Origin of the sequence: Rathayibacter sp. VKM Ac-2801, assembly GCF_009834245.1 — a bacterium.
GTDB lineage: Bacteria > Actinomycetota > Actinomycetes > Actinomycetales > Microbacteriaceae > Rathayibacter.
In genome coordinates this window covers 511,761-537,733 of sequence record NZ_CP047183.1, presented here as the reverse complement: position 1 = coordinate 537,733, position 25,973 = coordinate 511,761, and the positions used below count along the sequence as shown (strand labels likewise).

Sequence of the window (25,973 nt, the reverse complement as noted above, 5' to 3'; positions counted from 1 at the left end):
CGCGGAAGGTGGTGCCTCCCGTCGGCGGACGGGATCGGCAGGTCTGCCGATGGCGTCGTCTCGCCCGCCGGGCGTCCCATGGAGGTGTCGCGCGGCCGGTCGGCCAGCGGTTCGTTCCAGGGCACGTCACGCACAGGAGGAGACGAACATGAGAGCAGTCGTGTACGAAGGGCCGCGCGAGGTCGTGGTGAAAGACGTCCCGGACGCTCGGATAGTGCGTCCCACCGACGTGCTGGTGCGCGTCACGACGACGAACATCTGCGGGTCCGACCTGCACATGTACGAGGGGCGCACGAGCTTCGAGACCGGGCGGTGGTTCGGGCACGAGAACATGGGCGAGGTGATCGAGGTCGGAGACGGCGTCGACAAGATCGCGGTAGGGGATCACGTCGTCCTGCCGTTCAACGTGGCGTGCGGGCACTGCAAGAACTGCGAGCGAGGGCTCACCAACTACTGCCTCACTGCTCAGCCCGTCCCGGAATGGGCGGGTGCGGCCTACGGATTCGCCGACATGGGGCCGTGGGCGGGCGGCCAGGCCGAGCTTCTGCGTGTGCCTTGGGGCGACTTCAACTGCCTTCGTCTGGGTGAGGACGCAGAGGAGAAGGCGTCGGACTACGTGATGCTCGCCGACATCTTCCCGACCGGCTATCACGCGACCGAGATGGCGGGAGTGAAGCCGGGGGATCAGACCGTCGTCTACGGCGCCGGCCCTGTCGGGCTGATGGCCGCCCTGTCTGCCACCATCCGGGGTGCGAGCAGAGTCATGGTCGTGGATCGGCATCCGGATCGACTCCGACTGGCGGAGTCCATCGGCGCCATCGCCATCGACGATTCGAAGGTCGACCCTGTGCAGGCCGTGCTCGAGCTGACGATGGGGCTCGGCGCCGACAACGGCTGCGAGTGCGTCGGCTACCAGGCGCACGACCCCGGCGGCGACGAACAGCCGAACCTCACGCTCAACCGCCTGGTGCAGTCGGTGCGTTTCACCGGACGGATCGGCACCGTCGGCGTCTTCGTGCCGCAGGACCCCGGCGGCCCCGACGAACTGGCGAAGCAGGGCCGGATCGCGTTCGACATGGGACTGCACTGGTTCAAGGGTCAGACCATGGGGACCGGTCAGGCGCCGGTCAAGAGGTACAACCGCCAGCTGCGCGATCTGATCGCCGCAGGCAAGGCCTCGCCGTCGTTCATCGTCAGCCACGAGCTCACGCTCGACGAGGCGCCCGGCGCCTACGAGCACTTCGACAACCGGGACGACGGGTGGACGAAGGTCGTCCTCAAGCCCGGGAAGGCGGCGTGATCATGGCCGGCAGAGCAGCTGTCGCGGTCGGAGTCGGTGTTGCGAGCGTCGCAGTGGGCCTGGTCGCCCGCACCCTGGTGAAGAAGGAGCGCGAGTCGGACGGGGACGGAGCGCATCCCCAGGGGTGGAAGGCCGTCACCGTGCTGGGCGACGCCGAGGACTTCGCCGTCGGCGGGTATCCCGAGCCGCTGGAGCGTCTGGCGGAGTCGCTCGACATCCGCATCGACCCGGCTCCCGGGGACAAGGGCTTCGAAGTCCATGCGCGAGTCCGCGAGGGCGTCGATCTCGGCGAGAACGGCGATCTGGGCAAGGCGCTGCGGGAGGCTCTGCGCGACGCGAAACAGATCTTCGAGACGGGCGAGATCCTCCGCGCCACGCCGAGACCGCACGGAGAACGTCCGCGCACGCTGCTCGGTGGCGTGGTCGACAAGGCAGAGGACGAGGCGAAGGGCGAGGGTGTGCTGTGAAGGCTCTGTGCTGGACCGGAGTGAACGAGCTCGCGGTGGAGAACGTCGAGGATCCGGGGATCCTCAATGCTCAGGACGCCATCGTCAAGGTGACGCTGAGCACGACCTGCGGATCCGACCTGCACCTGCTCGGCGGATACGTCCCGACGATGCGAGCGGGCGACGTGCTCGGCCACGAGTTCATCGGCGAGATCGTCGACGTCGGATCGGCCGTCACCAAGCACAAGATCGGCGATCGCGTCGTAGTGTGCTCGTTCATCAGCTGCGGGAAGTGCTGGTACTGCCGCAACGAGCTCTTCTCGCTCTGCGACAACGGCAACCCCAACGCGGGCATCCCGGAGATGCTCTGGGGGCAGGCCCCCGGTGGATGCTACGGCTACTCCCACGCGCTGGGCGGATGGGCCGGCAGTCACGCCGAGTACATCCGCGTGCCCTACGCCGACCAGGGGGCCTTCCCCGTCCCTGAAGGGGTGAGCGACGAGCGGGCGCTCTTCGCCTCCGACGCCGCCCCGACCGGATGGATGGGCGCGGATCTCGGTGGTGTGAAGCCCGGTGACACCGTCGCGGTGTGGGGCGCCGGCGGCGTCGGGCAGATGGCGGCGCGCGCGTCGCTGCTGCTCGGTGCCGAACGCGTCATCGTGATCGACCGCTTCCACGAGCGGCTGACCCAGGTCGAGCAGGTCATCGGCGCGGAGACCATGAACTACGAGACAAGCGAGGTGACGGCCGAGCTCCGCGAGCTGACAGGCGGACGCGGCCCCGACGTGTGCATCGAGGCGGTCGGCATGGAGGCGCACCGCGACGGACCCGACTTCGCCTACGACCAGCTGAAGCAGCAGCTGCGGCTTCAGACGGACAGACCCACCGCCGTTCGCGAGGCGATCTTCGCCGCACGCAAGGGCGGCAGCCTCTTCGTGCTGGGTGTGTTCGGCGGCTTCGTCGACAAGTTCCCCCTGGGGGCGATCATGAACAAGGGCCTCACGCTCCGGTCCGCTCAGCAGCACGGGCACCGGTACATCCCGATGCTCCTCGAGCGCATGGCGCGCGACGAGATCGTCACCGAGCACCTGGCCACGCACGTCATGCCGCTCGAGGACGGACCCGCCGGTTACGCCATGTTCAAGGAGAAGACAGACGGATGCGTGCGGGCGGTCTTCCGCCCCTGACCCTCGGGGAATCGCTCCCGCTCCACCCGAAGGAGCAGGGACGGTTCCGATGGCGACGCCGCGGTAGGCCGCGCCCCGCTCACGCCCGTGAGCAGGGGTCAGTGTGCCTCAGGCGCATCCGGAGCCCAGACCACCGCCCTCTCAGAAGCGCCTTCCCGGGTGCGCGCCGCGCGCAGACGTCGGTACTCGTCGAGGGAGGATCCGTCAAGGTCGTAGGTGCGGAGGGGTCGCAGTGGGCACGATGGCACCGTCACCGGGCGGACGTGATCCGGGGCCGGCTACGACGATCGAGCAAAGGAGACCGATGATGGCAACCCAGGTGAGCAAGGCACTCCTCGTCCGTCTGGAGGCGCTGCCCGACAAGGCGGACGATCTGCGGGCGTTCCTGAACCAGGGGCTGACGATGGTGGAAGGGGAGCCGAAGACGGTCCGGTGGTTCGCGCTGCAGTTCGGACCCACGTCGTTCGGCATCTTCGACGCGTTCCCCGACGACTCCGGGCGCCAGGCGCACCTGTCGGGCGAGGTCGGCCGAGCGCTCGGCGAGAACACCGGGGTCCTGTTCGGAGAGCCCACCGTCGAAGAGGTCGATGTCGTCGCCGAGAAGCAGCCCGTGTAGGCGCGGCAGGGACGACGATCATGGAGCACCGCTCATTCGGCCGCCCTCCGTCGGAGGTCTCGGTGATCGGGCAGGGCACCTGGTACATCGACGACGCCCACCGCCCGACCGCCGTGGCCGCGCTGCGTCACGGGATCGACAGCGGCATGACGCACATCGACACCGCCGAGGTGTACGGCGACGCCGAGCCGGTGGTCGGTGCGGCGATCGCCGGACGGCGGGACGAGGTCTTCCTCGTCTCGAAGGTGCTCCCGAGCAACGCCTCGCGTGCCGGAGTTATGGCGGCGTGCGAGCGCACGCTGACGCGGCTGGCCACCGACAGGCTGGACTGCTACCTCCTGCACTGGCGCGGCTCGCACCCCTTGGAGGAGACGTTCGCCGGTTTCGAGCAGCTGCGCGAGCAGGGCAAGATCCGGTCGTGGGGCGTGAGCAACTTCGATGTCGACGATCTGGAGGAGGCCTGGCGGTCGGGCGGGGAAGGGCACCTCGCCTGCAATCAGGTGCTGTACCACCTCGAGGAGCGCGCGATCGAGCACGCCGTGCTCCCGTGGTGTGAACGGCAGGGCATCGCCGTCGTCGCGTACAGTCCCTTCGGTCACGACCGCTTCCCCGATCCGCGGACGCCGGGGGGCCGCGTGCTGGAGCAGATCGCGGCGGAGCACGGTGCGAGCGCCCGGCAGGTCGCCCTGCGCTTCCTCGTGCGCCGGCCGGCTGTCTTCGCCATCCCCAAGGCCTCCACCGTCGCGCACGCCGACGACAATGCAGGGGCGGGCGCGCTGGAGCTCAGCACCGCCGAACTCGACCGGATCGACGCCGCGTTCCCCCGCGGCCCGCGACCGCGCCGGCTGCCCATGCTGTGACGTCGGCCTCTGCTCGACGCGGGCTACGAGCGGAGGGTGTCGGAGGGGTTCTCGGAGAACGCTGCGCGATAGCTGGCGGCGAATCGGCCGAGGTGGATGAAGCCCCATCGAGTGGTCACCTCGGTCACGCTGACAGTTCCCAGCGCGGTGACGAGCAGTTCCTCGCGGACCCGCTCGAGTCGCTGCTGCCGTAGGCAGGCCATCGGTGTCGTGTCGAGAGTTCGGCGGAACGCCTCCTGATGGCCGCGAACACTCATACGGCCGCCGCCAGTTCGGTCACGGTCCACGGATGCTCAGGCCGGCTCCGTATGAGCTCCACCGCCTGCTACAGAGGATGTGGGCCGGCCGAGTCGAGCGCGCGAGGCGCATTCCGGCGCAGGGCGACCCTCGACACGACGAGGGATGAACCTGTCTGCGAGAGAACGCTTGCGCCTAGGGGTGGGGGCGGTGATCTGCTGCCCTGTGCTCAGATCCGGATCTCCTGCGTCCTGAGACGTAGCCGAGGTCGACGTTGGTCGCGCGACGCCACGGAACGGCCCGTCTCTCGGTCACAGCGTCACGCTCAGGTGACCGCGCCTCACGTGCAGGGCAGTGTCAGCGGGGCGTCTGTCGGATGGTGCGCCGGTTCTCGGCCTTGAGGATCGTGCCGGCGAGGACCGCGGCGAGGATCGCGCCGATGGTGTTCATGAACCAGTCGTTGGTGTCGCAGGAGCGGCCGATCGCCGGAGCGGATGCCTGGACCAGCTCGATCAGGGCGGAGAGGCAGGAGACGCAAGCGGCGATCAGCAGGGGCCGACCGGTTGCGACCGCGAGCAGCAGGGTCCCGGGGAGCAGGAGCGCGATGTTCGCGAGCGTGTCGATGCCCTCGAACGGCACCGAGAACTGCACGGTGCAGAAGACCAGCGGTGTTCCATCGGGCGGGTACACGGTCAGCGCGATCGCCGCGACGAAGGCTGACGCCGCGAGGACGAGGAGGGTCTTCCTCGCGCCGCGGCGGCGGAGCAGCCAGGCGAGTGCGGTGACCGACGCGACCGCGATCCAGAAGCCGAGAGGTACGAGCGCGGCATGGTCGACGAGGAAGGTGCTGATCATGATGCTCTGCTTCCGGGTATCTGGCTGGCGAGATCGAAACTAGCGGCGTTCCACCCGCACTGCGCGCCACGAGCGACTGCCGGGTGGTGAGCGCGGTCGCGACTGTGCGAATCAGTGGCTCTTCGAGCGCCCCGTATGGAGATCCTTCACCGGCACGTCTCGAAGCCGCGTTCGGGGTCCCCGAAGAGGCGGACCCGGGTGAGCTGGTCGGCGACGAATCGCGAGGGTTCGGCCGCGGACGAGGGGGCGGGCGGCCACAAGCGTTACTCGATGAGCACGGTCACGCTCGGAGACCATCGGATCGAGCTGCTGCAGTACGCCCCACCTCGGTCGGCTCGAGCGGGTACCTCTTCACCCGCGGACATCGGCACGGTGCACATCGCACTGACGGTCTCGGACCTCGACCGTGCGCTCGACCTCTGTGCGGCATACGGCTGGCGGCCGGTCGGCATGCCCCACCGGATGGCCAGCGGCGCTCGAGCGGGCACACGCATCATCTACCTCGAGGGAGTGCTCGGCGGCTTCCTCGAACTGATCGCGCCACCACTGCTTCCGTAGCCCGCGGTCTGCTCGGTCGCTGACCGGACTTCATCGACCAGACGACACAGACCTCTCCACTCTCGCGAAGGCCGTGGCACTACTGCGCTTCGTCGTCGACGAACACGAGAGGGTCTGGGAGAAGATCTCCACCCTCCGAGCTGTCATGAAACCGGATGACTCACCGGTCAGCGGAGTGTGCATTCGAAGGCGGTGACGAGGTCGTCGGTCAGGGTGCCGATGTCGCCGATGCTCTGCAGTGCGCCCTCGCGCAGGAGTGCGACGACGCCGTGGGCGAAGCCCCAGCTGACGAGGGTCAGGGTCGGGACGGAGGAGGAGGGTCTGGGGGACTGGGCGGGCACGGCGGAGGTGAGCAGGCGCAGGCTCGCGGTCTGCGCCTCGCGCAGCGCGGGGTCTTCCGGGTGGAGCTCGGCGGGGCGGAACGTCAGGTCGGAGAGGGCCCTCCTCGGAGAGTTCTCCTGGTTGCGCGCATCTCGGTGCGCCGCCGGCGATAGAGGTGCCGCGCTTAGGCTGCGGGGATGGTTGCAGTGCCGCAGTCGTTCCGGTCCATGCCGAGATGGTGGAGCGATGAGGAGGGCCGAGAGTGGCTCGGCAACCTTCCGCTTCTGGTCGAGAGCCAGTGCACGAGGTGGGGTCTCGCGGTCGACGGCGAGCCGATGCACGGGTCGAACGCTCTCGTCGTCCCGGTCCTCCATGGGGCGCAGGTTGCGGTCCTGCGCCTGGCTCCGCCGGGTGATGACGTCGCGACGGAGGTCGCTGCGCTGGCGCACTGGGACGGTCGCGGAGTCGTCCGGCTGCTCGACGCGGACCCTGATGCGGGGGCGTCACTGCTCGAGCGGCTCGATCACACGCGGTCGCTCGCCGATGAGCCGTTAATGGCGGCTGTCGTCACTCTCGGCGAGCTGACCCGCCTTCTCGCGACCCCGGCGCCGGCGACAGCGCCCAGCACTCGAACGATCGCACGAGAAGCAGTGGAGTCCTTTCCGAAGGAGTGGGACGCTCTCGGACAGCCGACGTCGCGGATTCTGCTCAAGCAGGCGGTGGACGCGGCGGCCTGGCTTGCGGAGCGGGACGTGCCGTTGACGTCGGTCGATGGTGACCTCCACTTCGAGCAGGTGCTCGCGGGTGGCCGCTACCCGTGGACCGTGGTCGATCCGGTCCTGCTCCAGGGCGACCGTGAGTACGACGTCGGCCGAGTCCTGTGGTCTCGGCTCGACGAGCTCGACGCGGACCCCGACGTGCTGGCGGCCTTCGAGGCGTTCGTGACCGCTGCTGATGTGCCGCCCGAACGAGCGCGCGCCTGGGCGATCGTCCGGTCGATGTCCTACCTGCTCTGGGGGCTCAGGAACGGTCTGACTCTGGACCCGCCGAAATGCGAGCGACTACTCCGAATCTTCAGCCGCACGACTAGTTGAGACGTCCCGCAGGGGATCGTCCAGGGCTACAACGTCGCCTCGTGGTGCGCGGCTAGGTCTCTGGTGTGCGGATCGGTGTCGCAAGCGGGTCCTGCGGCGGCGGGTCCGTGAGGTGGACTGACCACGCTTCGCCGTGGCTCTCGGACCAGGAGAGGTACATGTCGCAGCGCGCGAGCCCGGGTGCATCGAGGATCACCCTCGCGTTGACCGGGACGACGTCGGAGTAGACGGTCGATTGTGCTTGAGCTCGTGCGACCGGGGAGCACTCAGCGACGAGCTCCGCGACGGAGTTCGGGTTCGACGCCGGGAAGTGAGCCATGACCGCGGTCTGCGGATCGTCCGTCGTCAGGTCCCGCACCAGCGTCGCGGCCTACTCCTCGTTCAGACCCTTTTTCGGGTAGTACGGCTCCGCAGTAGCGTTCGCGAGGGCGAGGGCTGATCCTGCTGCGGGGCCATGGTCGCCGTGGTCGACCATAAGTCGACCAGAATTCAACGGCTAGGCCTTTGCGAGATGCCGTCAGCAGTTGCAGTCGCCCTGCCGTTCGATGGCCGCGTCTGCCTGACTCGGGGTCATTCCCCGCCCCTGCACCCGGTGAGTTCACCTCAACGCCGGTTCTCAGCATGGGCGTCCTGCACTACCACGACCACACTTTCGAGTTCGAGGACAGGATCCTCGCGCACATTCAGATCGTCGCCGGAGTCAAACTCTCTGACCGGCACCATTGGTCGCAGCGACAGCGTCAGCGCTGCGACCGCCTCCGCAGCACTGCACGGCCTGCGGATCATCCGGGTCCGAGTAGCTGGTCTCGGCCGTCGCTCAGCTGATCGCGCCCCCTAGTCGACAGGGGCAACGGCGCCCGCGGCGCTTGACCTCACGGCTCGTTCGCGCAGGTCTGTGAAGACGCAGGCAGCCGCCCGCTCAAGGACGGCTCCCTTGATGCTTCACTCCTGCAGCTGGTGCAGCTGGGAGGGGTCTACATACAGCTCCATCTGCCCGGTCTCGGTGTTGATGCGCGCTTTGACGGGGAGCTTGCGCATCACGCGTCGTCCATTGGAGACGGTGACGGGATAGGACGTGGCGGCGTAGAGGTCGCAATCCTCAATGAACTCAGGCATGCCCTCACTCTATGAACGAAGGTCCGGCTCGCGCGTCCCCCTCCCGACGGAAGCGGCCTGCGATTCAGTCCGAGGCGCGAGCGCAGAGGCGGAGCTCCGAGGGCCCGGAGGGCAGGTTCGGCTGTCCGTATGGGGATCGTCGGCCGGGCGTCGAGGATCTGCTGGCCGGAACCGCAGGCCGTACGACAGGCTGAACGAAACGGAAGGGGCGACCGATGGCGGCAGGGTTCAGAGGTGGACGTTCGGCGTCCGAGGTGCGACTCACTCAGTGGAAGTGGTTCAGTCGCGCAGGAGCACCGACGGAGCGTGTTCTCATCGGAGTCTCTCTCGTTGCGATCGTCGGCGGCAACCTCGTTTTCGACGCACTGAACCCGGACGCCGTTCCCCTTGCTGCTCGCCTGGCGGTACTCGTCGGTGCGTTCATCGTATTGACCGTTCTGCCGCTCGTCGTGCACGCGATTCGCCGACCGGCACCGTACGCCGACCTGTCGGCCAAGACGGTGCGCGTACGCTCACGGGTCACGCCTTTCGCGTCGTTCACCACAGCACGGAGGATCGAGACCGGCCGGTCGAAGCAGGTCGTCCTCGAGGTGTCGGCGCCAGGCGAGAAGGTGCTTCTCGAACTGCGCGACAGGCTGGGCCGCGTCACCACCGACCCCACGCAGGACGCGATCGTGACGTTCCTCCAGGGAAGCCGTGTCGCGATGCCGTCCTCTTCGGAGGATCCCACCGGCCGGTTCGCTCACGTGAACTTCCCGCAGCACCTCACCCGCGAGCAAGCCATCGAACTCGCCTCCCACCCGCTGACGAGCCCCGACATCGGCGCCGGCCATCACGACGTCGAGGCGCCATCCCGCGGCGAGTCAGCGTCCCACTAGGGGATCCCCATACGGGACGGAGGCGCCGGCTCGGACTGGGGCGACACGTTCTCATCGGACACAGTTCGCCAACCGCTCGACGCGACGTCGCTCGTGGCGCGCAGTGCGGGTGGAACGCCGCTAGTTTCGATCTCGCCAGCCAGATACCCGGAAGCAGAGCATCATGATCAGCACCTTCCTCGTCGACCGTGCCGCGCTCGTACCTCTCGGCTTCTGGATCGCGGTCGCGTCGGTCACCGCACTCGCCTGGCTGCTCCGCCGCCGCGGCGCGAGGAAGACCCTCCTCGTCCTCGCGGCGTCAGCCTTCGTCGCGGCGATCGCGCTGACCGTGTACCCGCCCGATGGAACACCGCTGGTCTTCTGCACCGTGCAGTTCTCGGTGCCGTTCGAGGGCATCGACACGCTCGCGAACATCGCGCTCCTGCTCCCCGGGACCCTGCTGCTCGCGGTCGCAACCGGTCGGCCCCTGCTGATCGCCGCTTGCGTCTCCTGCCTCTCCGCCCTGATCGAGCTGGTCCAGGCATCCGCTCCGGCGATCGGCCGCTCCTGCGACACCAACGACTGGTTCATGAACACCATCGGCGCGATCCTCGCCGCGGTCCTCGCCGGCACGATCCTCAAGGCCGAGAACCGGCGCACCATCCGACAGACGCCCCGCTGACACTGCCCTGCACGTGAGGCGCGGTCACCTGAGCGTGACGCTGTGACCGAGAGACGGGCCGTTCCGTGGCGTCGCGCGACCGACCGACAAGGGGACGTCGGTGTCGTCTCGACCTCGGCGACGGGTCAAGACGCAAGGGGTCCGGACTTGAGCGCAGGGCCGCACATCGCCCCCACCCAGGCGCAAGCGTTCTCTCGCAGACAGGAGTTCATTCCTCGCTGTGTCGAGGGTCGCCCAGCGCCGGAATGCGCCTCGTGCGCTCGACTCGGCGCCCCGCCACTGACGAGCAGGTGCCGCCACTCGTCCAGCGGGTGAGGGCGCCGATGAGGCGCTCGGCCCCGTCGGCGACGTCGTCGACGGGGCCGATCCTCGATCCGATCGTGCCCCCGGTGGCGGCGATGCCCGCCCCCGGTACCATCCGGGAATGGATCCCGCTTCCGTGTTCAGCGTCCTCGTCGGCCAGGTACTCGTCATAGCCCTCGTCCTGCTCGCCCTGTTCTTCGTGATCCGCGCAGCAGTCGTCTCCGCCCTCCTCCGGGTCGGCATCGGCACCCGTCCCCGCCGGGCACCCCGACAGCGCGACAGCGCCGACCAGGCCGAGAGAGACGCCGAACGCCGGCCCGGCCAGTGACCGTTCCAACTGTTCCGCACCCGGTGTGTGCAGATCGCGGAGTGCACGATCGCCGCGCCGGTCCTCGAACCGAGAGAGGGCGACGCTACGGCGTCGTCGTCGGCCACCAGGTGTGCAGGTCGCGAGTGAAGGTGATCTCGGCGGAGTCGTCGCAGATCGTGAGTCCGTACTGCCGGCGCAGGACGTCGACCAGACGGGCGCTGAGCTCCTCGGCTGACGCTCCCGCCTCGAGCGCGATGCGGAGCGGGTCGACGAGATCGTCGTACTCCTCGTCGTCCGCCGGTCGGATCTCGTCGGCGTAGACGCCGAGCACATCCCACTCGCGAAGACGATGAGCGAGTGCGAGGGATCGGTCATCGAAACCCGCCCGCCGGGAGGCGCGACCGCAACTCGACATCAGCGACTTCAGCGCGTCGGCCGTGCGTCCGACGTCGGCGGGGCGTCGGCCGCGGATCCGCCCTCATCGTTCCACCGGTCGATGTCACGCTCGGCCTGCGCTCTCGCGGCCGCACTGCGCCAGGCGGTCGCGGCCGCGTCGGCCCAGGCGGTGGCCGAGGAGGGGGCGGCGTCGTAGGACCTCCAGAACCGGGCCTCGCGGGCATGCTCCTCGTCGAGGAGCGTGAGGCGACTGGTCCGCCGTGAGGTCGTGGGGATCGGGAACGGCTTCGAGGAGCCGCTGCGGGCTTTCCCCCCGGCTGGTGCGGGGGTCGTGCTGATCGATTCAGCCATGCTCGGACTGTACGCCTCCGCACGCGGTCGGAACCGGATCTCCCGATATCGGGCACGCGCCGGCGACTCACGCCCGACCCACGGTCGCTCCTCGGGGACGGAACCGCTGCGCACGGATGCCGCCCCGCACGGAGGCTGCCCCGCACTCGAGGCGTACAGTGGAAAGCACTCGACCACGGCACTCATGGTCAGGACGCGACCCTCCACCGCTTTCTGCCCCGCGGACTTCCGCTCCGCTGCAGACGATCACGACCCGGTACTGCCGACAGCATCGAGGGCCCGTCATGGGACAGCTCATCTACGGCGCCTGGCGATGGCGCATCGACTTCGACGACCGCACCCTCCACCACCTCCGGATCGCCCTCGAGCGCCGGATGCCGATCGGAGCGTCGTTCCGGCTGACGTGGGCCCAGCGCGGCCGCGCAGAGCACCACCCCAACGCGATCACCGTCCACCCGGGCACGCCGCTCGAGTACCACTTCGATCACCGCGAGACCAGCGGAATGAACCCGCTGTGGCTGCGCTCGCTCCTGCGCCCGATCGCGAACCAGGACATGGTCGTCACCCGCGAGCCCGACCCCCGCCTCCCGGCCCCCCGGAACGCCACTGGAACAGCTGCCGCCGCGATCGCGACGGGAGGAACCAGGACACCGTGAAGGTCATGACCTGCCGCGATCTCGGCGGCCCCTGCACGCTCGAGCTCCGAGGCGAGACCGCGGGCGACGAGGGCCTCCCTCGCGGTCGCTCGTGAACCACGCCCACGAGGCGATCGACGGGCGACCCGCCCTCGCCGTCCCGATGAGGATGCACGGAGCGGATCGACTCGAGGTCGGCGCGGGCCTGCTGTTCACAGGGCTGCGGGTGGCACTGGTGGGGGGTTCGGGTCCTCGAAGACGGCCGAGCGCGGCCACATCAGCGTCGGCATGCGCACGCGACCTCGACTGCCGGTGTTCTGCGCGACGTCGAGGAGTTCGGTGGCGTGCGCGAGCACGTGCTCCGCATAGGCGGGGTGGACCCAGTGCGGCCCGGAGAACGCCGTAACCAGGTCCTGGAGGGCGCGGATGGTGTCTTGCTGGTTCTCGTCCCGGAAGGACATGAGGGCTCGACTCGATAAGGGGGAAGCCCTCTCGGCCGAGTGGCGCCGTCCGACTCGTGCGAGAGAGTTGGTGCACCTCCGCGACGCGACCGGCAGCCGCCACCCTACGCCTCCGACTCGCCGAATCGGGCGAAAAAGAAACATCCTGGTGAGGTAGCAGAAACGACCCTGAGACCTCGGGATCCGGCAGGCGCGGAACCGAGTACCCCGAATCGGCCCGACTCGTGCGGAGCAGGGGTTAGTCTCAGAGCCCATCCGAGACCTCGCGTGGCGAATCGCGCCCTTCTCGGACGCACGCACCGGCGGGACCCCATGGGCAAGCTGCACTACAACTCCAGCTCCGGAACCGACTTCGAGGACCGCCTCCTCGCTCACCTGCAGCTCGTGATCGGAACGAAGCTCGGCAGAGGCGAGAGCTTCTACCTGTCCTGGAAGAACACCGTCGACATCGGAAGCGGACGGCGCTCGGTGTGGCTTCATCCTGCGATCCCGCTCGACTTCACCTTCGCCGGCAACCGCTCACCCAGCATCAACCTCGCCTGGGTACGTCAGCTCATGCAGGACTCCTACACCGTCAACGGACTCCGCATCAGCCCGGAACCCGACCCCGGTGGAACCGACCCCCACGCCCCGGACGCCTCGAGCGCACCACGAGGAACGACAGCCCGCACACCTTCGATCGGACCAGTGACCCCATGAGGAAGCTCTACTACGCCAGCGGCTCGATGCTCGTCGGTGACGTCACCTGCAAGGCCGTGCTCCGGTACGCCCGTGCCCTCGCCGACGTCGGGAGATCGGACATCGTCACCGTGCCCGTCGTCACCGACGCGGGAAGCAACGCCTACGCCCACTTGCTCATCGGACCGGCCAGCCAGCTGTTCTCCATCCCCGTGGAGAACAGCCACGGCGACGAACCCCTCGACGAAGCAGCCATCGCGCACATCGAGCTCGAGACGCGTCGGATGCAACCCGCCCGACCGTCCTGGGACGACGAGATGACCGACATCGTCGATATCGACTTCCTCGACCTCCCTGAACCTTCCTGATCCCTCACTCGGACGCGGAGTCCCGGGACCGCCTCCTGCCTCGTTCCCCGCCGGGACGCGTCAGGCGGACTCGCGGAGCACCAGCTGGTGGCGGACCGTGCGGTGGACCTCCGGGCCGCCCGGGGGGAGCTCGCCGGCGATCATGGCGACCGCGAGGTCGAGGGCGTGCCGCGCGAGCTCGTCGAGGTCGACGGCGAGGGTCGTCAGCGTCGGCGCGAGCAGCCGCCCGATCGAGAGGCCGTCGATGCCGACCACCCGGACGTCGCGGGGCACATCGACGCCCGCCCGACGGCAGGCGGAGAGCACGCCGAGCGCGCAGAGGTCGTTGAACGCGACGATCGCGTCGGCGACCCGGGGCCGGGCGATGATCCGCTCGGTCGCGTCCGCGGCCGCCTGGGCTGTGGGGCCCTCGGCGCGCACGACGGAGGCCTCGAGTCCGTGCGCGGCGAAGGCCCGGGCCAGCAGCTCCGCCCGCCGGCTCGGCCGCGCGTCCCGGGAGACGTCGACGACCACCGGATGCCGCACACCCGCTCCGGCCAGGTGCTCGGCCAGCGCCTCGACCGCGTCGGAGTGGTCGAGCAGGACCGCGGCCCGCAGCGGGTCGCCGGTGGGATCGAGCTCGACGACGGGCACGGAGCCGAGCCGCTCGATCCACTCCGCAGCACGATCGCCGAAGGTGCCGATCACCGCGTCGGTCTGCGCACCGAGAGCCTGGATCATCCGGTCGGAGTCGGCGGCGAGGCCGACGTCCGCGAGCGACACGTTCCAGCCCCGCGCAGCCGCGACCCGGACGACGGCCGAGGCGAGCTCCGGCGACCACGGGTTCCGCAGGTCGTCGACGACGAGTCCGAGCTGGTGCTCGCCGCCGGTGACCAGGCCGCGGCCGAACCGCGACGGGCGGTAGGACAGCTGCTCCGCGGCGTCGAGGACCCGCCGCTTCGTCTCCTCGCTGATCCCCTGCATGCCGTTCATCGCGCGGGTGACGGTCTGGCGGGAGACTCCGGCGGCGGCCGCGACGTCGTGGATCGTCGCGCGGCCGCCGCCCTCGGCTGCGCTCAGGCGCGGAGGTCGAGCCACGCCGTCTGCTCCGGAGTCAGCTCGATCGACAGGCCCCGCATCGACGAGCGCAGCTCGGTGATCGTGCGCGGACCGAAGAGCGGGAAGGTGGGGAACGGCTGCGCGAGCACGTAGGCCAGCGCGATCGCCGTCGCTCCGACACCGTGCTCGGCCGCCAGCTGCTCGGCCCGGCGCAGCCGCTCGAAGTTGTCCGGCCCGTAGTAGCAGCGCACGAGCTCGGCGTCGCTGGTGTCGTCCGGGCGGGCGCGGCCGGTGAAGAAGCCGCGGGCCTGCGAGGACCACGGCAGCAGCGGGATCTGCCGCTCGACCAGCCACTCCTTCGACGCCCGATCGGTGACGTGCACGCAGCCCTCCCACGGCACGTCGTACGCCTCGGCCAGGCCGAAATGGTCGCTCAGCGCCTGGAACCCGGCCCGGCCGTGGGCGCGGGCGTACTCCTGCGCCTCGTCGAAGCGCGCAGGCGTCCAGTTCGAGACGCCGTAGGCGCGGATCCGCCCGGCGCGCTGGTGCTCGTCCATCACGTCGACGAACTCGCCGACCGGCACCTCGAGGTTGTCGCGGTGCATGAGGTAGATGTCGGCGTAATCGGTGCCCTGGCGCTCGAGGCTCTCGAGCAGCTGCCGGGAGAGCGACTCCGGGTCGCAGTGCGGGGTGTGCGCGCCCTTGGTGATCACGACGACGTCCTCGCGGATCCCGCGGTTGCGGATCCACCGGCCGAGGCGGCCCTCGAGCATGCCGTCGCCGTAGATGTAGCCGGTGTCGAAGGCGGTACCGCCCTGCTCGACGAACGCGTCGAAGATCGCCGAGGCGTGCGCCAGATCCGGCTGGTTGTCGACGCCCATCACGAGCCGCGACATCCTCTTGCCGACACCGGGGATCTCGCCGAAGAGCATCGGGGTGTCCGCCGCCGCGCGCAACGGCCGTCCGGACACCGTCGGGATGTCCGCGGTCTCGGCCTCGAACGGGAAGCGCAGGCCGACCGCGGCGCGCCAGCGGTCGAGCGTGCGGGCCGTCGCCAGCGTCTCCTCGAGCGTCATCTGCGGCGCCTCGACGGCCCCGGCGGCCAGGGCGTCGGTCGTCGCATCCGCCTCGAGCGCGTAGGGGCTCTCCCCCTCGAAGGAGACGATGCGCGGCTCCTCCCCCACGACGCTGATCTCGATGCCCGTGTCGGCCGCACCGAACCACGGGTCGGCCACGTGCAGCCGGCCGCGAGTGCCGTGGATCGTCAGGGCGTTCACGTCGTCGAGCGCCACTCCGGTGCGGAGGGTCGCGGTGATGCCGCCGCGGTAGGTCGCGCGGGCGACGCTCCACTCGTCGACGCCGGTCGGGCCGAGGCTGCCCCTCGCGTCGAACTCGACGGGCTCGGCGACGGCGGCACCGGTCGCGGCCTGCACCACGGCCGCCGCGGCGGTGACGGTGTACCCGCCGACGTCGAGGATTCCCCCGCCGGCCGTCGCGACGTCGTACAGGCGGCCCTCACGGGTCCCCGCGCGGAAGGAGAAGGAGGCGTCGATGTGCACGACGTCGCCGATCGCGCCGTCGCGGACGAGTTCGAGCAGCGCGGCGGTCTGAGGGTGGAAGCGGTACATGTACGCCTCGACCAGCGGCAGACCGGCGCTGCGGGCGGCGTCGACCAGGGCCATCGCCGTGCCGTGGTTGACGGCGAGCGGCTTCTCGCAGAGCACGGCCTTGCCGGCCTCGAGCGCCTGCAGGACGAGCGCGGCGTGACCCGTGTGCACGGTGGAGATGTAGACCGCGGTGACCCGCGGATCGGCGAGGACCGCGGCGTAGTCGCCGGCGGTCGCCTCCGGGAAGCCCTGCTCGACGGCCTCGGCGGCGAAGGCGGCGGCGCGCCCCGGGTCGGAGCTGCCCGCGGCGACGAGCCGGGCGCCGCGGTCGCTCGCCGGGAGCTGGGAGAGGAACCGGCGCGCGATGCTGCCGGGGCCGAGCACGGCCCAGCCGGGTGCGGGAGTGGTCGGGGTGGAGTCGGTCATGGGTGACCCTTTCGCGGCGTCGTCGGCGTGAACGTTCACGCCCCACGCTAGGCGGGTGGGTCGGGTCAGGACAAGTGCGGCGCGGATCCTCCCCGTGAACGTTCACCAGGGGACGTACGGAGCTCCCCCGCTGCTCGCGGGGCGCGCTCTCAGTGAGCGAGTGCGCGTCGGGCTCACGGGCGCCGGAAGACGCGGAGTTGCGCAGGCCGATCACAGACCGCCGCTACGGAGCGAGCGACTCCCCGCACGCGAGATCATTCGATGCCCGCAGGGCGTCCGGAGCGCCCTGACAGCCGCAATGATCGGCGATTTCTCCGAAGTCGGGCACATTCACGTAATCTGAGCGCCAGTACAGAGCGTGAACCGGGGCTGTTTCACATTCGATTCGACATCCGCATCATGGGGGCGCAATGGATTCGCAGCAATGGGGAAAGAGCGGCCGCGCCGCGTCCGTCCACACGAGGAGTGACGGATGACCGATTCGAGAACAACGGCCGCCGTTGCGAAGCGCCCCGAGTCGCGGGAGTGGATCGATTTCGCCAAGGGCGTCGCGATCAGCCTCGTCGTGCTCTACCACTCGTCGTTGTTCCTCGGATTCTTCGACCTCGCGGGATACGTCCCGAAGCTCCGCACCGTGCTGCTCTACTTCCCCATGCCCGTGTTCTTCTTCATCGCGGGCCTCACGGCCGCCCGGATGCTGACGTGGACGTTCCCGGAACTGTGGCGCCGTCGGGTGCTCGCGCTGGTGTACCTCTACCTGCTGTGGTCGCTCATCCGGGTCGTCTTCTACCTCATCGTCCCGTTCTCACGATCGGAGGCCGCCTCACCGACGGACCCGCTCACCGTGCTGGTGCTCCCCATCCTGCCGTCGAGCAGCTACTGGTTCATCTGGGCTCTCGCGGTCTTCAGCATCCTCGCCTGGGCGATCCGCAAGGTGCCCCGGTGGATCCAGCTCTCGGTGGCCGGACTGCTGGCCGTCGCGGCGACGACCACCGGCCTGCTGGACACCGACAACATCGGCTGGGACCGGGTGCTCCAGAACTTCATCTTCTTCCTCGTGGCCATGTTCATCCCCCGCACGTTCTACCGCTTCGCCGCCCGCGTGAAGGTCTGGCAGGCGCTCGCGCTGGCGGCGGCTTACCTCGGCATCATCGCGGTGATCGTCGCCTTCGACGCCAACCGCGTTCCGGGCGTGATCCTGATCGCCAGTTCGGTCGCGATCATCGCGGGTATCGCCGTCTCCCAGCACCTCGTCAAGGTCCGCGCACTGAGGATCTTCGTCACCCTGGGGCAGCAGAGCTTCCAGATCTATCTCCTGCACCTCTTCGTGATCGCTGTCGTCGTCGCGTTCGTCGCCCTGCTCGGCGAGACGAATGTCCCGACCCTCCCAGCGACGATCTTCCCGACCGCGCTGACGGTGTTCTCCCTCTGGGCGTCGCTGTTCCTCTTCGCGGCGCTGCGGCGCTTCTCCTGGCTGTGGGTGAGCCCGTTCAGCACCGGCAAGTCGCAGAAGAAGCGCCTCGCCGCCAAGGATGCGAAAGCAGCCGGGCCCCAGCCCACCCGGGTCGAGTCCGCACCGCCCGTCGCCTCGGCCGACGAGACCGCTGACTCGAGGAGTGCGGGCACACCGGAGAAGGACTGAATCAGTCCACGAGCATCAGCAGCAGTGTCGTCGGCGGACGGGGCGGTAAGCGCGAGCATCTCGCACCGGGCCGTCCGATCCGGCCGCGACGGCGACGGGACGAGCGGCGGTGACCAGCGAGTGCCTTCCCGGCGACGCCCTGGAGCCGCACTTCTGTCACTCCGCACTGGCCCCCGAAAGGACACCGACATGACCTCGATCTCGCGTCTCGTGGTCGCCGATCCCCTCGGCGTCTCACCGGAGATCATCGCCCGCGGCCTCGCGGCCGAGGGTGGTGCGCGCTGATGGCGATCGTGGCCGCTCGGCTGCGGCGGGCCGTGAGCGTGGCGATCAGCGGCGTTCTGCTCGTCGCTCTGGTGGGCTGCTCCGGGGCGGCCGTTCCCTCCGGGCGGAGTACCGTCATCGACCTGGTGCAGCAGGACTGGCGGAACGTGCCGGGGGTCGACGCGGACGGCAGCAGTCTGAAGGTGGCGGCGACGGGCCGGCGCATCGTCGAGCAGGACGGCGGGGAGGGCCGGTCGGATCCGCCGGTCGACCTCGCAGGAACGCATCTGGTGGCCGCGGGGGACTTCACGCTCAGCGCGTCGTTCGCGAACGTGACCGCTGACGCCACACTGGCCGTCTCCGTCAGCCCGCCGGTGATCGCTGACGAGTTCCGGATCGAGCCTGCAGGGGTGCGGCTCACGCTCCGCGGCAAGGCTCTCGACATCGCGGTCTTCGACGGATCGACCGATCAGGACGTGACCGACCCGCGACCGGTGTACGGCAAGCGGGTGACGCTCCGCGACCCGAGAGCGACGATCGTCACGAAACGCTCCGGCGACCTCCTGACGATCGCGAGCGGCAGCCAAGCGCTCGCCTCCCTGCCCGTGGCGGATGCGTTCGACTCCGGCCGGCTGTGGCTCGGCCTCTCGAGCGAGGCCGGATCCTTCACGGTCACCTCGCTCACCGCCACCGCCCCCGCCGGCACTCCTCTGGCGGCCGCAGGACCGGTCGGGGCCAGCGCGAAACGGTCTCCGAACGGCCTGCAGGCTCTCGCCGACCGCTCTCGGCCGGGCTTCCTGATCGGCGCGGCCGCAGCCCTCGGCCCGCTCGCCGCGGACACCGATTACGCCGAGAACCTCATCGGCGAGTTCGGCGCGCTCACCCCCGAGAACGCGATGAAACCGCAGGCACTGTCGCCACGGCAGGGTGAGTACACCTTCGCGGAGGCCGACGCCCTTCTGGATCTCGCGAAGAGCAAGGGCATGGCCGTGCACGGCCACACCATCGCCTGCACCGAGGCCATGCCCCGCTGGATGCGCGACCTGCCGACCGGGACCAAACAGGCCCGGGATGCCAGCGCGAAGGTCCTGCTCGACTACGTGAGCACAGTGGTCACGCATTTCAAGGGCCGCCTGAACTCGCTCGACGTCGTCAACGAACCGTTGGATGTGGATCAGGGGACCAGCCTGCAGAAGAACATCTGGTACCGGGTCTTCGGCGCGTCCTACCCGGTGACCGTCTCCCGGGCGGTGCATGCCGCGGACCCCGATGTGAAGCAGTTCATCAACGAGAACGGCGCCGACGTCCCCGGTCCCCGCCAGGACGCTCTCCTCAGACTCGCTCTCGACACCAACAAGCGCGGCGGACACATCGACGGCGTGGGCCTCCAGGCTCACGTCTACGACCTCGATACCGACGCCGTGTCCTCCGCAGATCTCGCGTCGACGTTCACCACCTTCGGGAGAGCGGGACTGGTCGTCCGCATCTCCGAGAACGACGTCGTCGACGATGGAGGCGAGGACGTCCAGGCGCAGCAGTACGCCACGATCCTCCGAGCCTGCCTCCGCTCCAGGACCTGCGTCTCCTACACCACCTGGGGAGTGGACGACCGGTACGACTGGTTCATCGACAACGACGGCGCCCTCCAGCAGGGCCACGACTTCCTCTTCGACGACGGAGACCCCACGCCCGCCTACGACGCCGTGAGAGCAGTCCTCGCGAGATAGGCGTCACGCATCCGCGGAGCCCGCCGCAGCACTGACCTTCGTCCGGCTCGTCATCGGCCGCAGGCGACGCGGCCGTCGGCCACTCCCCCGACGCCCTCGCCCGCTGCGCGTCGATGAGCCCTTGACACCTCACGCGGCCGTTCCTCGCCGAGGCGGGAGCGCGGGACCTGTCCAGCCGCGCGGCCGCCCAGCGCTCGCACCGGTTCCGATTCGCCAGGGAGAAGTCGGAGAACTGCCGGGAGCAGCAACGGCCGCTGACCGAATCCGTCAGCAGGTGCCGACAGGGGTGGCGCGCATGCGGTCCTGCTCATCCCGCGCCAGTACGGCTTTCGCGAAGGGAGCCGCACATCGGCTGCGTGGGGACGGCATCAGCCCGCCGCCCTCGCCATCCACTCCTCCACCGCATCGGGCGTGCGCGGCATCGCCGCCGAGAGCAGGATCGACGAGGTCTCCGTCACCACGAGGTCGTCCTCGATCCGGATGCCCAGCCCTCGCAGCTCGGCGGGGACCGTCAGGTCGCCCGGCTGGAAATAGAGACCCGGCTCGACGGTGAGCGTGTGGCCGGCCGCGAGCACTCCGCCGAGGTAGGTCTCGTGCGGGGCGTGGTTGCAGTCGTGCACGTCCATCCCGAGCATGTGCCCGGCGCGGGAGATGCTCCACCGGCGGTGATAGGACGCCGATGGCGCCATGGCCTCCTCGACGGAGCAGCGGATCAGGCCGAGCTCGATCAGCCCCTCGGTGAGGGACCGCCCGCACGCGTCCTGGTAGTCCTGGAACCGCACTCCCGCCCGCAGGGAGTCGATGCCGGCCTGCTGCGCGCGCAGCACGATCGAGTACACGTCCCGCTGCAGCGGGGTGAAGGCGCCGCTGACCGGGAAGGTGCGGGTGATGTCGGCGGCGTAGAGCGAGGGCAGCTCCACTCCCATGTCCATCAGCACGAGATCGCCGTCGGCGAGGGGCCCGGTGTTCCGCGTGTAGTGCAGCGTCGTGGCGTGCGCTCCCGCGGCGACGACCGATCCGTAGGCCGGCCCCTGCCCCTCGACCAGAGCGCGGCGGGCGAAGGTGCCCTCGAGGTAGCGCTCGCCCCGCGGCATCGCGCGGGCGACCTGCCACGCCTCGAGGCAGTCCTCGAAGCCCCGCGCCGTGCCGTCGACGGCGAGCTGCAGCCGGCCGATCTCCCAGTCGTTCTTGATCAGGCGCAGCTCGTCGAGCGTCGCCTTGAGCACGAGGTGCGGTTCGAGCGCCGGCCCGCAGATCCTCCGCACCAGCTCGTCGACGCTCTCATCGAGGGTGGGCAGCACCCGGATGCGCCGGGCACGCCGCGCGGCCCGCTCCACGTCGCGCGTGAAGTCGGCCAGCGGCCGGGTCTCGATGCCGAGCGCCGCCTGCGTCTCGGCGAGCGACGGCCGCGGCCCGACCCAGAGGTCGCCGAGCGCGTCGTTCTGCCAGAACTCGTCGCCGTCGCGGCCGGACGGGGCACGCAGGTACAGGATCGAGCCGGCCTCCCCTCCCGTCGTGTCGACCACGAGCACGCTCTCGGCGACTCCGTTGCCGGTCAGCCACACGTGGTCGGTGCCCGGCCGGAAGCGGTGGTCGCTGTCGTTCGAGCGCACCCGCGGCAGGCCGGCGGGGATGATCAGCAGCTCGGCGGGCAGCGCCTGCGCCAGTCTCGACCGGCGCTCCGCGGTGTAGGCGAGCACCGGATCGTCCGGATCGATCACCGGCTCCGGATCGGCCCAGCCGGCGGTCATGAACGCGCCGTCCCCGGGGAGCGGGCTGCGGTTCACTGCCCTCGGCATGCTCCAGAGAGCGGATTCCTCGAGCCCGGTCTCCTCCACCGCGCTCACGCGCCCGTCCGCTCCAGCGCGTCGGGCAGCTCCTCGAGCCACGCCGCCCGGTCGGCGTCGAGCGGGGCCAGCGGCAGCCGCCCCTGCCCGTCCGGCAGCGGGATCGCCGCGAGCAGCGCTCGTGTGTACGGGTGCAGCGGGCTCTGCCACACCGTCTCGGTGTCCCCCGACTCCACGACCCGGCCGCGGTACATCACGAGCACCCGGTCGGCGATGCGCCGGACCACCGAGAGGTCGTGCGAGATGAAGAGCATGCCCGCGCCGGCCTCGACGCTGAGCGAGCGCATCAGCGCGGCGACGCTCGTCTGGGTCGAGGCGTCGAGGGCCGAGATCGGCTCGTCGGCCACGAGCATCCGCGGCCGCGCCGCGAGGGCCCGCGCGATGGCGATGCGCTGCTTCTGACCGCCGGAGAACTCGTGCGGGAACCGGCTCGCCATCGCCGGATCGAGCCCGACGCGGCGCAGCCAGTCGGCCGGGTCCGAGCCCTCGGCGCCTCGGGCGAGCGCCGCCCGGACGCCGTCGCCGATCTGCTCGCCGATGCGGCGGCGGGGGTTGAGCGAGGAGTTCGGGTCCTGGAAGACCATCTGCATGCCGGTCATCGCGGGGCTCCGCCGACGGAGTCCGAGCGCGGGCACGTCGACGCCGTTCAGGCGCACGTCGCCGCCGCGGCGCTTCTCGATGCCGACGACCGCGCGCGCGAGGCTCGACTTGCCGCAGCCGCTCTCGCCGACCAGCGCCACGACCTCGCCGGCCGCCACCCGGAAGCCGACCCCGTCCACAGCACGCAGCGGCGGACGCCGCCCGTACTCGACGACGACGCCGTCGGCCTCGAGAACCACTCCCTCGCTCATCGCGCACCCCCCTCGACGTCGCCTGCCGTGGCCGCACCTGGATCGTCCTCGGCGGCAGCCTTCTCGTGCCCCTCGACGAGCTCGGCGACCAGCTGCTCCGGGCTCTCCTCGAAGCTCGAGCCGGGCAGAGCCGCGAGCAGCGCCCGCGTGTACTCGTCCTGGGGCGCCGTGAACAGCCGCTCCCGCGGCGCCGACTCCACGACGAGCCCCTGGCGCATCACGGTCACCTCATCGGCCACGGCGCTCATCACGCCGAGATCGTGGGTGACGAGCAGGATGCTCAGCCCGCCGTCGTCGACCAGCTCCCGCAGCAGCTGCAGCACTCCGGCCTGCACGGTCACGTCGAGGGCGGTGGTGGGCTCGTCGGCCAGCAGCACGGACGGCTCGCACGCCAGCGCCACCGCGATCGCGATGCGCTGCCGCTGACCGCCGGAGAACTGGTGGGGGTAGCGCCCGAGGGCGGCCCGGGCGTCCGGGACCCGCACCCGCTCGAGCAGGGCCTCAGCCCTCGACCGCGCGGCCTCCTTGCCGAGACCGAGGTGGTGGCGCAGGTGATCGGTGAGCTGGCGGCCCACGGTGAGCTGCGGGTGCAGGCTCGTCGACGGGTCCTGGAAGACCATGGCGACCCGGCGTCCGCGCACCGCGCCGAGCACCTGCCGGGACGCTCCGACGAGCTCCGTCGTGCCGTCGCCGGTGTCGTCGGCGAGGCGGATGCTCCCGCTGGCCGTCATCGATCCGGGGAGCAGTCCGAGCACCGCCAGCGCGGTCATGGTCTTGCCCGAGCCGGACTCGCCGGCGAGGCCGTGGATGCCGCCGCGGCGCAGCGCCAGGTCGATGCCGTCCACGATGGCGTGGCTGCGGGTGCGGATGCGCAGCCCGCTGATGGTCAGTGCGTCGCTCACAGCGTGGCGCCTCCTCCGCGGATCGTCTGCGACCGCGGGTCCAGGGCGTCGCGCAGGGCGTCGCCGACGAAGTTGAACGCGATGACGACGGTGAGGATGGCCAGGCCCGGGAAGACCCCGATCCACCACGCGTCGAAGTTCTGGATGGCGTCCGACACCATCGAGCCCCACTCGGCGGTCGGCGGCTTCGCGCCGAGCCCGAGGAAGGACAGGCCCGACAGCAGGAGGATGGCCGTGCCGATGTCGAGGCTCGCGAGGACGAGCACCGGGCCGACGATGTTGGGGGCGATGTCGCGGGCGAGGGAGCGCAGCGGCGAGAAGCCGAGCAGCTGGCCGGACACGACGTAGTTCGACGAGCGGAGGCCGAGCACGAGACCGCGGGTCAGCCGGGCGTACGAGGGCCACGACACGATCAGCGCCGCGAGCACCGCGTTCAGGAGCGACGCTCCGAGCGCGGCCGCGATCACCATCGCCAGGATGACCGTGGGGAACGCCATCACGAGGTCGGTGATGCGCATCGCGACCTCGTCGACCGCGCGGCCGAAGAAGCCGGCGACCGACCCGACGATCGCGCCGATCAGCACCGACATCACGACGAGCAGCAGAGCGAGCGGGATCGTGACCCGGGCACCCCAGATGACGCGCGAGAACACGTCCCGGCCGAGCGCGTCGGTCCCCATCAGCGTGCCCTCGCCGGGCGCCTGGAGGAGGGGCAGGTCCTGCGCGAGCGGATCGTGCGGGGCGATGACGGGGGCGAGCACGGCGATGAGGATCCAGAGCACGCCGACGGCGGCGCCGAGGAGTCCGAGCGGCGCCGACCAGCGGCCCAGGCGCAGGCGGGGGCGGCGCAGGCGGAGGCCGGGGGCGGCGACCGGGTCGAGCACTCCGGCGCCGACGCCGTCGCGCAGCCCGGCCGGAGCGCCGTCGCGCGGGTCGGACCGGGTGGTTCGCGGATCCGTCACGAGGCCAGCCTCACTCTCGGGTCGAGCACGCCGTACAGCAGGTCGACGATCAGGTTCACGAGCAGGTACATCACGCCGATCAGCAGGCCGACGCCCATGATGCCGCGCAGGTCGAGGTGCGACGCGGCCTGGTAGGCGTAGGAGCCGATGCCGGGCCAGCCGAAGACCGCCTCGACGAGCACGGTGCCGCTGAGCAGGCTGCCGAAGGCGAGGCCCACGACGGTGAGGATCGGGATGCTCGCCCCGCGCAGCACGTAGGAGAAGGTGACCGCGCGGTTCGGCAGCCCCTTCGCGCGGGCGGCCCGCACGTAGTCCTGGTCGAGGATCTCGAGCACCGCGGTGCGCACGAACCGGGTCAGCAGGCCCACCGTGTACAGGGTCAGGACGAGCACGGGGAGGAAGAGGTGCGACGCCGCGTCGAGGAAGGTGTCGAGCTGGCCGGCGAGCAGGGCGTCGACCGTGTAGAGCCCGGTCACCGTCGGCGGCGTGGTGAAGTCGCTGCTCAGCCGGCCGGAACCCGGCGCGATCCGCAGCTGGAAGTAGAGGACGTAGTAGAGGACCAGCGCGAGCCAGAAGGTCGGCACGCTGAGGCCGGCCAGCGACACCACGCGCAGCACGTGGTCGGAGGCCTTGCCGCGCCGGTAGGCGGCGACGGTGCCGAACAGCACGCCGATGATGACGCTCAGCACGATGGCACCGAAGGCGATCTCGAGGGTGGCCGGCAGCGCCTTCGCCAGGTCGGCGACCACCGGGTTGTGCGTGGTGGTGGAGACGCCGAGGTCGCCGTGGAGCAGGTTGCCGAGGTAGGTGAAGTACTGCACGACGAGCGGCTGGTCGAGGCCGTACTGGGCGCGGAACTGCGCGACGATCTCCGGGTCCTCCGCGGCGCGCTGGCCGAGGGCGGCCGCCACGGGGTCGCCCGGCACGAGGTTGGTCAGGATGAAGGTGACGAGGGTCACGCCCACCACCAGCAGCAGCGAGGTGAGCACGCGGCGGAGCGCGTAGCGGAGGAACGGGTGGGCCGCCCGGCCCCCGCGCTGACGCGGGGGCCGGACGGCCGTCGTGGCGGTGGACAC

General features: G+C 70.3%; 31 protein-coding genes. 15 read left to right on the top strand and 16 right to left on the bottom strand.

The genetic code is table 11. From position 1 onward, the window contains the following. Positions 1 to 229: 229 nt before the first annotated feature. The 5 genes from GSU45_RS02425 to GSU45_RS02405 all read left to right on the top strand — a co-directional run bounded on the left by GSU45_RS02425 (position 230) and on the right by GSU45_RS02405 (position 4,409). Complete coding sequence (locus tag GSU45_RS02425) at positions 230 to 1,300, top strand: glutathione-independent formaldehyde dehydrogenase (RefSeq protein ID WP_348272085.1); 1,071 nt, start codon at positions 230 to 232, stop codon at positions 1,298 to 1,300. A gap of 2 nt (positions 1,301 to 1,302) precedes the next feature. Then, the gene (locus GSU45_RS02420) at positions 1,303 to 1,767 is read left to right on the top strand and encodes a hypothetical protein (RefSeq protein WP_159912401.1); all 465 of its coding nucleotides are present in this window, start codon (positions 1,303 to 1,305) and stop codon (positions 1,765 to 1,767) included. Continuing rightward, the gene (locus tag GSU45_RS02415; RefSeq protein ID WP_159912399.1) at positions 1,764 to 2,933 is read left to right on the top strand and encodes a zinc-dependent alcohol dehydrogenase; all 1,170 of its coding nucleotides are present in this window, start codon (positions 1,764 to 1,766) and stop codon (positions 2,931 to 2,933) included. Before GSU45_RS02420 ends, GSU45_RS02415 begins: the two co-directional genes overlap by 4 nt. A gap of 307 nt (positions 2,934 to 3,240) precedes the next feature. Next, positions 3,241 to 3,549, top strand: a complete 309-nt coding sequence (locus GSU45_RS02410; protein WP_159912397.1) for an antibiotic biosynthesis monooxygenase — start codon at positions 3,241 to 3,243, stop codon at positions 3,547 to 3,549. A gap of 20 nt (positions 3,550 to 3,569) precedes the next feature. After that, positions 3,570 to 4,409, top strand: coding sequence for an aldo/keto reductase (locus tag GSU45_RS02405; protein ID WP_159912395.1), 840 nt, complete (start codon positions 3,570 to 3,572; stop codon positions 4,407 to 4,409). Between the two features lie 23 nt (positions 4,410 to 4,432). Here the strand turns inward: GSU45_RS02405 and GSU45_RS17200 are convergent, their stop codons facing one another. Continuing rightward, positions 4,433 to 4,612 carry a helix-turn-helix domain-containing protein gene (locus GSU45_RS17200; RefSeq protein ID WP_244248268.1) on the bottom strand — a complete coding sequence of 60 codons (180 nt, stop codon included), beginning with the start codon at positions 4,610 to 4,612 and terminating at the stop codon, positions 4,433 to 4,435. 391 nt (positions 4,613 to 5,003) lie between these two features. Beyond that, positions 5,004 to 5,501 (bottom strand): VanZ family protein, encoded by a 498-nt coding sequence (locus tag GSU45_RS02395; protein WP_159912393.1) that lies wholly within the window; start codon positions 5,499 to 5,501, stop codon positions 5,004 to 5,006. 135 nt (positions 5,502 to 5,636) lie between these two features. On the opposite strand from GSU45_RS02395, the gene GSU45_RS02390 reads away from it, so the two are divergent. Beyond that, complete coding sequence (locus GSU45_RS02390) at positions 5,637 to 6,059, top strand: VOC family protein (protein WP_279631105.1); 423 nt, start codon at positions 5,637 to 5,639, stop codon at positions 6,057 to 6,059. Between the two features lie 167 nt (positions 6,060 to 6,226). Here GSU45_RS02390 and GSU45_RS02385 read toward each other — a convergent pair whose 3' ends face one another. Beyond that, the gene (locus tag GSU45_RS02385) at positions 6,227 to 6,400 is read right to left on the bottom strand and encodes a hypothetical protein (protein ID WP_159912389.1); all 174 of its coding nucleotides are present in this window, start codon (positions 6,398 to 6,400) and stop codon (positions 6,227 to 6,229) included. A gap of 177 nt (positions 6,401 to 6,577) precedes the next feature. Between GSU45_RS02385 and GSU45_RS02380 the strand changes: the two genes are divergently transcribed. Then, positions 6,578 to 7,474 (top strand): aminoglycoside phosphotransferase family protein, encoded by an 897-nt coding sequence (locus GSU45_RS02380; protein ID WP_159912387.1) that lies wholly within the window; start codon positions 6,578 to 6,580, stop codon positions 7,472 to 7,474. Between the two features lie 52 nt (positions 7,475 to 7,526). Here the strand turns inward: GSU45_RS02380 and GSU45_RS02375 are convergent, their stop codons facing one another. The 3 genes from GSU45_RS02375 to GSU45_RS02365 form a co-directional block, all read right to left on the bottom strand. Then, positions 7,527 to 7,793, bottom strand: coding sequence for a hypothetical protein (locus GSU45_RS02375; RefSeq protein WP_159912385.1), 267 nt, complete (start codon positions 7,791 to 7,793; stop codon positions 7,527 to 7,529). Between the two features lie 284 nt (positions 7,794 to 8,077). Then, entirely contained in the window at positions 8,078 to 8,260 is a 183-nt protein-coding gene (locus GSU45_RS02370; RefSeq protein ID WP_159912383.1) for a hypothetical protein, read from the bottom strand. A gap of 156 nt (positions 8,261 to 8,416) precedes the next feature. Next, a complete protein-coding gene (locus GSU45_RS02365) occupies positions 8,417 to 8,590 on the bottom strand; it encodes a hypothetical protein (RefSeq protein WP_159912381.1) in 174 nt (57 codons plus the stop codon). A 215-nt stretch (positions 8,591 to 8,805) separates the two neighbouring features. Between GSU45_RS02365 and GSU45_RS02360 the strand changes: the two genes are divergently transcribed. The 3 genes from GSU45_RS02360 to GSU45_RS02350 all read left to right on the top strand — a co-directional run bounded on the left by GSU45_RS02360 (position 8,806) and on the right by GSU45_RS02350 (position 10,760). Further along, a complete protein-coding gene (locus tag GSU45_RS02360) occupies positions 8,806 to 9,468 on the top strand; it encodes a hypothetical protein (RefSeq protein WP_159912379.1) in 663 nt (220 codons plus the stop codon). Positions 9,469 to 9,631: 163 nt separating this feature from the next. Further along, positions 9,632 to 10,129: a VanZ family protein gene (locus tag GSU45_RS02355; RefSeq protein ID WP_159912377.1), complete on the top strand. Its 498-nt coding sequence runs from the start codon at positions 9,632 to 9,634 to the stop codon at positions 10,127 to 10,129. A gap of 424 nt (positions 10,130 to 10,553) precedes the next feature. After that, positions 10,554 to 10,760, top strand: coding sequence for a hypothetical protein (locus tag GSU45_RS02350; protein ID WP_159912375.1), 207 nt, complete (start codon positions 10,554 to 10,556; stop codon positions 10,758 to 10,760). A gap of 85 nt (positions 10,761 to 10,845) precedes the next feature. On the opposite strand, the gene GSU45_RS02345 is transcribed toward GSU45_RS02350, so the two are convergent. Together GSU45_RS02345 and GSU45_RS02340 are read right to left on the bottom strand one after the other, a co-directional pair. Next, complete coding sequence (locus GSU45_RS02345; protein ID WP_159912373.1) at positions 10,846 to 11,073, bottom strand: hypothetical protein; 228 nt, start codon at positions 11,071 to 11,073, stop codon at positions 10,846 to 10,848. Positions 11,074 to 11,165: 92 nt separating this feature from the next. Next, positions 11,166 to 11,489: a hypothetical protein gene (locus GSU45_RS02340; RefSeq protein ID WP_159912371.1), complete on the bottom strand. Its 324-nt coding sequence runs from the start codon at positions 11,487 to 11,489 to the stop codon at positions 11,166 to 11,168. 284 nt (positions 11,490 to 11,773) lie between these two features. Here GSU45_RS02340 and GSU45_RS02335 point away from each other — a divergent pair, with 284 nt between their 5' ends. Next, complete coding sequence (locus GSU45_RS02335) at positions 11,774 to 12,145, top strand: hypothetical protein (RefSeq protein WP_159912369.1); 372 nt, start codon at positions 11,774 to 11,776, stop codon at positions 12,143 to 12,145. A 191-nt stretch (positions 12,146 to 12,336) separates the two neighbouring features. Here the strand turns inward: GSU45_RS02335 and GSU45_RS02330 are convergent, their stop codons facing one another. Continuing rightward, positions 12,337 to 12,585: a hypothetical protein gene (locus GSU45_RS02330; RefSeq protein WP_159912367.1), complete on the bottom strand. Its 249-nt coding sequence runs from the start codon at positions 12,583 to 12,585 to the stop codon at positions 12,337 to 12,339. A 312-nt stretch (positions 12,586 to 12,897) separates the two neighbouring features. Here GSU45_RS02330 and GSU45_RS02325 point away from each other — a divergent pair, with 312 nt between their 5' ends. Together GSU45_RS02325 and GSU45_RS02320 are read left to right on the top strand one after the other, a co-directional pair. Beyond that, the gene (locus tag GSU45_RS02325; protein ID WP_159912365.1) at positions 12,898 to 13,284 is read left to right on the top strand and encodes an ATP-dependent DNA ligase; all 387 of its coding nucleotides are present in this window, start codon (positions 12,898 to 12,900) and stop codon (positions 13,282 to 13,284) included. Next, on the top strand, positions 13,281 to 13,631 hold the full coding sequence (locus GSU45_RS02320) for a hypothetical protein (RefSeq protein WP_159912363.1): 351 nt from the start codon (positions 13,281 to 13,283) through the stop codon (positions 13,629 to 13,631). The genes GSU45_RS02325 and GSU45_RS02320 overlap by 4 nt, the downstream gene beginning before the upstream one ends. 60 nt (positions 13,632 to 13,691) lie before the next feature. On the opposite strand, the gene GSU45_RS02315 is transcribed toward GSU45_RS02320, so the two are convergent. Together GSU45_RS02315 and GSU45_RS02310 are read right to left on the bottom strand one after the other, a co-directional pair. Continuing rightward, entirely contained in the window at positions 13,692 to 14,708 is a 1,017-nt protein-coding gene (locus GSU45_RS02315) for a LacI family DNA-binding transcriptional regulator (RefSeq protein WP_159912361.1), read from the bottom strand. Continuing rightward, positions 14,687 to 16,702 carry an aldo/keto reductase gene (locus GSU45_RS02310; RefSeq protein ID WP_159912359.1) on the bottom strand — a complete coding sequence of 672 codons (2,016 nt, stop codon included), beginning with the start codon at positions 16,700 to 16,702 and terminating at the stop codon, positions 14,687 to 14,689. Before GSU45_RS02310 ends, GSU45_RS02315 begins: the two co-directional genes overlap by 22 nt. Positions 16,703 to 17,174: 472 nt before the next feature. Here GSU45_RS02310 and GSU45_RS02305 point away from each other — a divergent pair, with 472 nt between their 5' ends. Further along, positions 17,175 to 18,344 (top strand): acyltransferase, encoded by a 1,170-nt coding sequence (locus tag GSU45_RS02305; protein ID WP_159912357.1) that lies wholly within the window; start codon positions 17,175 to 17,177, stop codon positions 18,342 to 18,344. A gap of 284 nt (positions 18,345 to 18,628) precedes the next feature. Then, complete coding sequence (locus GSU45_RS02300; protein ID WP_159912355.1) at positions 18,629 to 20,335, top strand: endo-1,4-beta-xylanase; 1,707 nt, start codon at positions 18,629 to 18,631, stop codon at positions 20,333 to 20,335. A 368-nt stretch (positions 20,336 to 20,703) separates the two neighbouring features. On the opposite strand, the gene GSU45_RS02295 is transcribed toward GSU45_RS02300, so the two are convergent. Genes GSU45_RS02295 through GSU45_RS02275 form a run of 5 tightly spaced genes read right to left on the bottom strand, consistent with a single transcriptional unit; the run spans position 20,704 to position 25,973 of the window. After that, complete coding sequence (locus GSU45_RS02295) at positions 20,704 to 22,122, bottom strand: aminopeptidase P family protein (protein ID WP_208543478.1); 1,419 nt, start codon at positions 22,120 to 22,122, stop codon at positions 20,704 to 20,706. Positions 22,123 to 22,178: 56 nt separating this feature from the next. Next, the gene (locus GSU45_RS02290; protein WP_159912353.1) at positions 22,179 to 23,033 is read right to left on the bottom strand and encodes an ATP-binding cassette domain-containing protein; all 855 of its coding nucleotides are present in this window, start codon (positions 23,031 to 23,033) and stop codon (positions 22,179 to 22,181) included. Continuing rightward, positions 23,030 to 23,935 carry an ABC transporter ATP-binding protein gene (locus GSU45_RS02285; RefSeq protein WP_159912351.1) on the bottom strand — a complete coding sequence of 302 codons (906 nt, stop codon included), beginning with the start codon at positions 23,933 to 23,935 and terminating at the stop codon, positions 23,030 to 23,032. Before GSU45_RS02285 ends, GSU45_RS02290 begins: the two co-directional genes overlap by 4 nt. Continuing rightward, the gene (locus tag GSU45_RS02280) at positions 23,932 to 24,897 is read right to left on the bottom strand and encodes an ABC transporter permease (protein WP_244248183.1); all 966 of its coding nucleotides are present in this window, start codon (positions 24,895 to 24,897) and stop codon (positions 23,932 to 23,934) included. The genes GSU45_RS02285 and GSU45_RS02280 overlap by 4 nt, the downstream gene beginning before the upstream one ends. Continuing rightward, positions 24,894 to 25,973 (bottom strand): ABC transporter permease, encoded by a 1,080-nt coding sequence (locus GSU45_RS02275; protein ID WP_159912349.1) that lies wholly within the window; start codon positions 25,971 to 25,973, stop codon positions 24,894 to 24,896. Before GSU45_RS02275 ends, GSU45_RS02280 begins: the two co-directional genes overlap by 4 nt.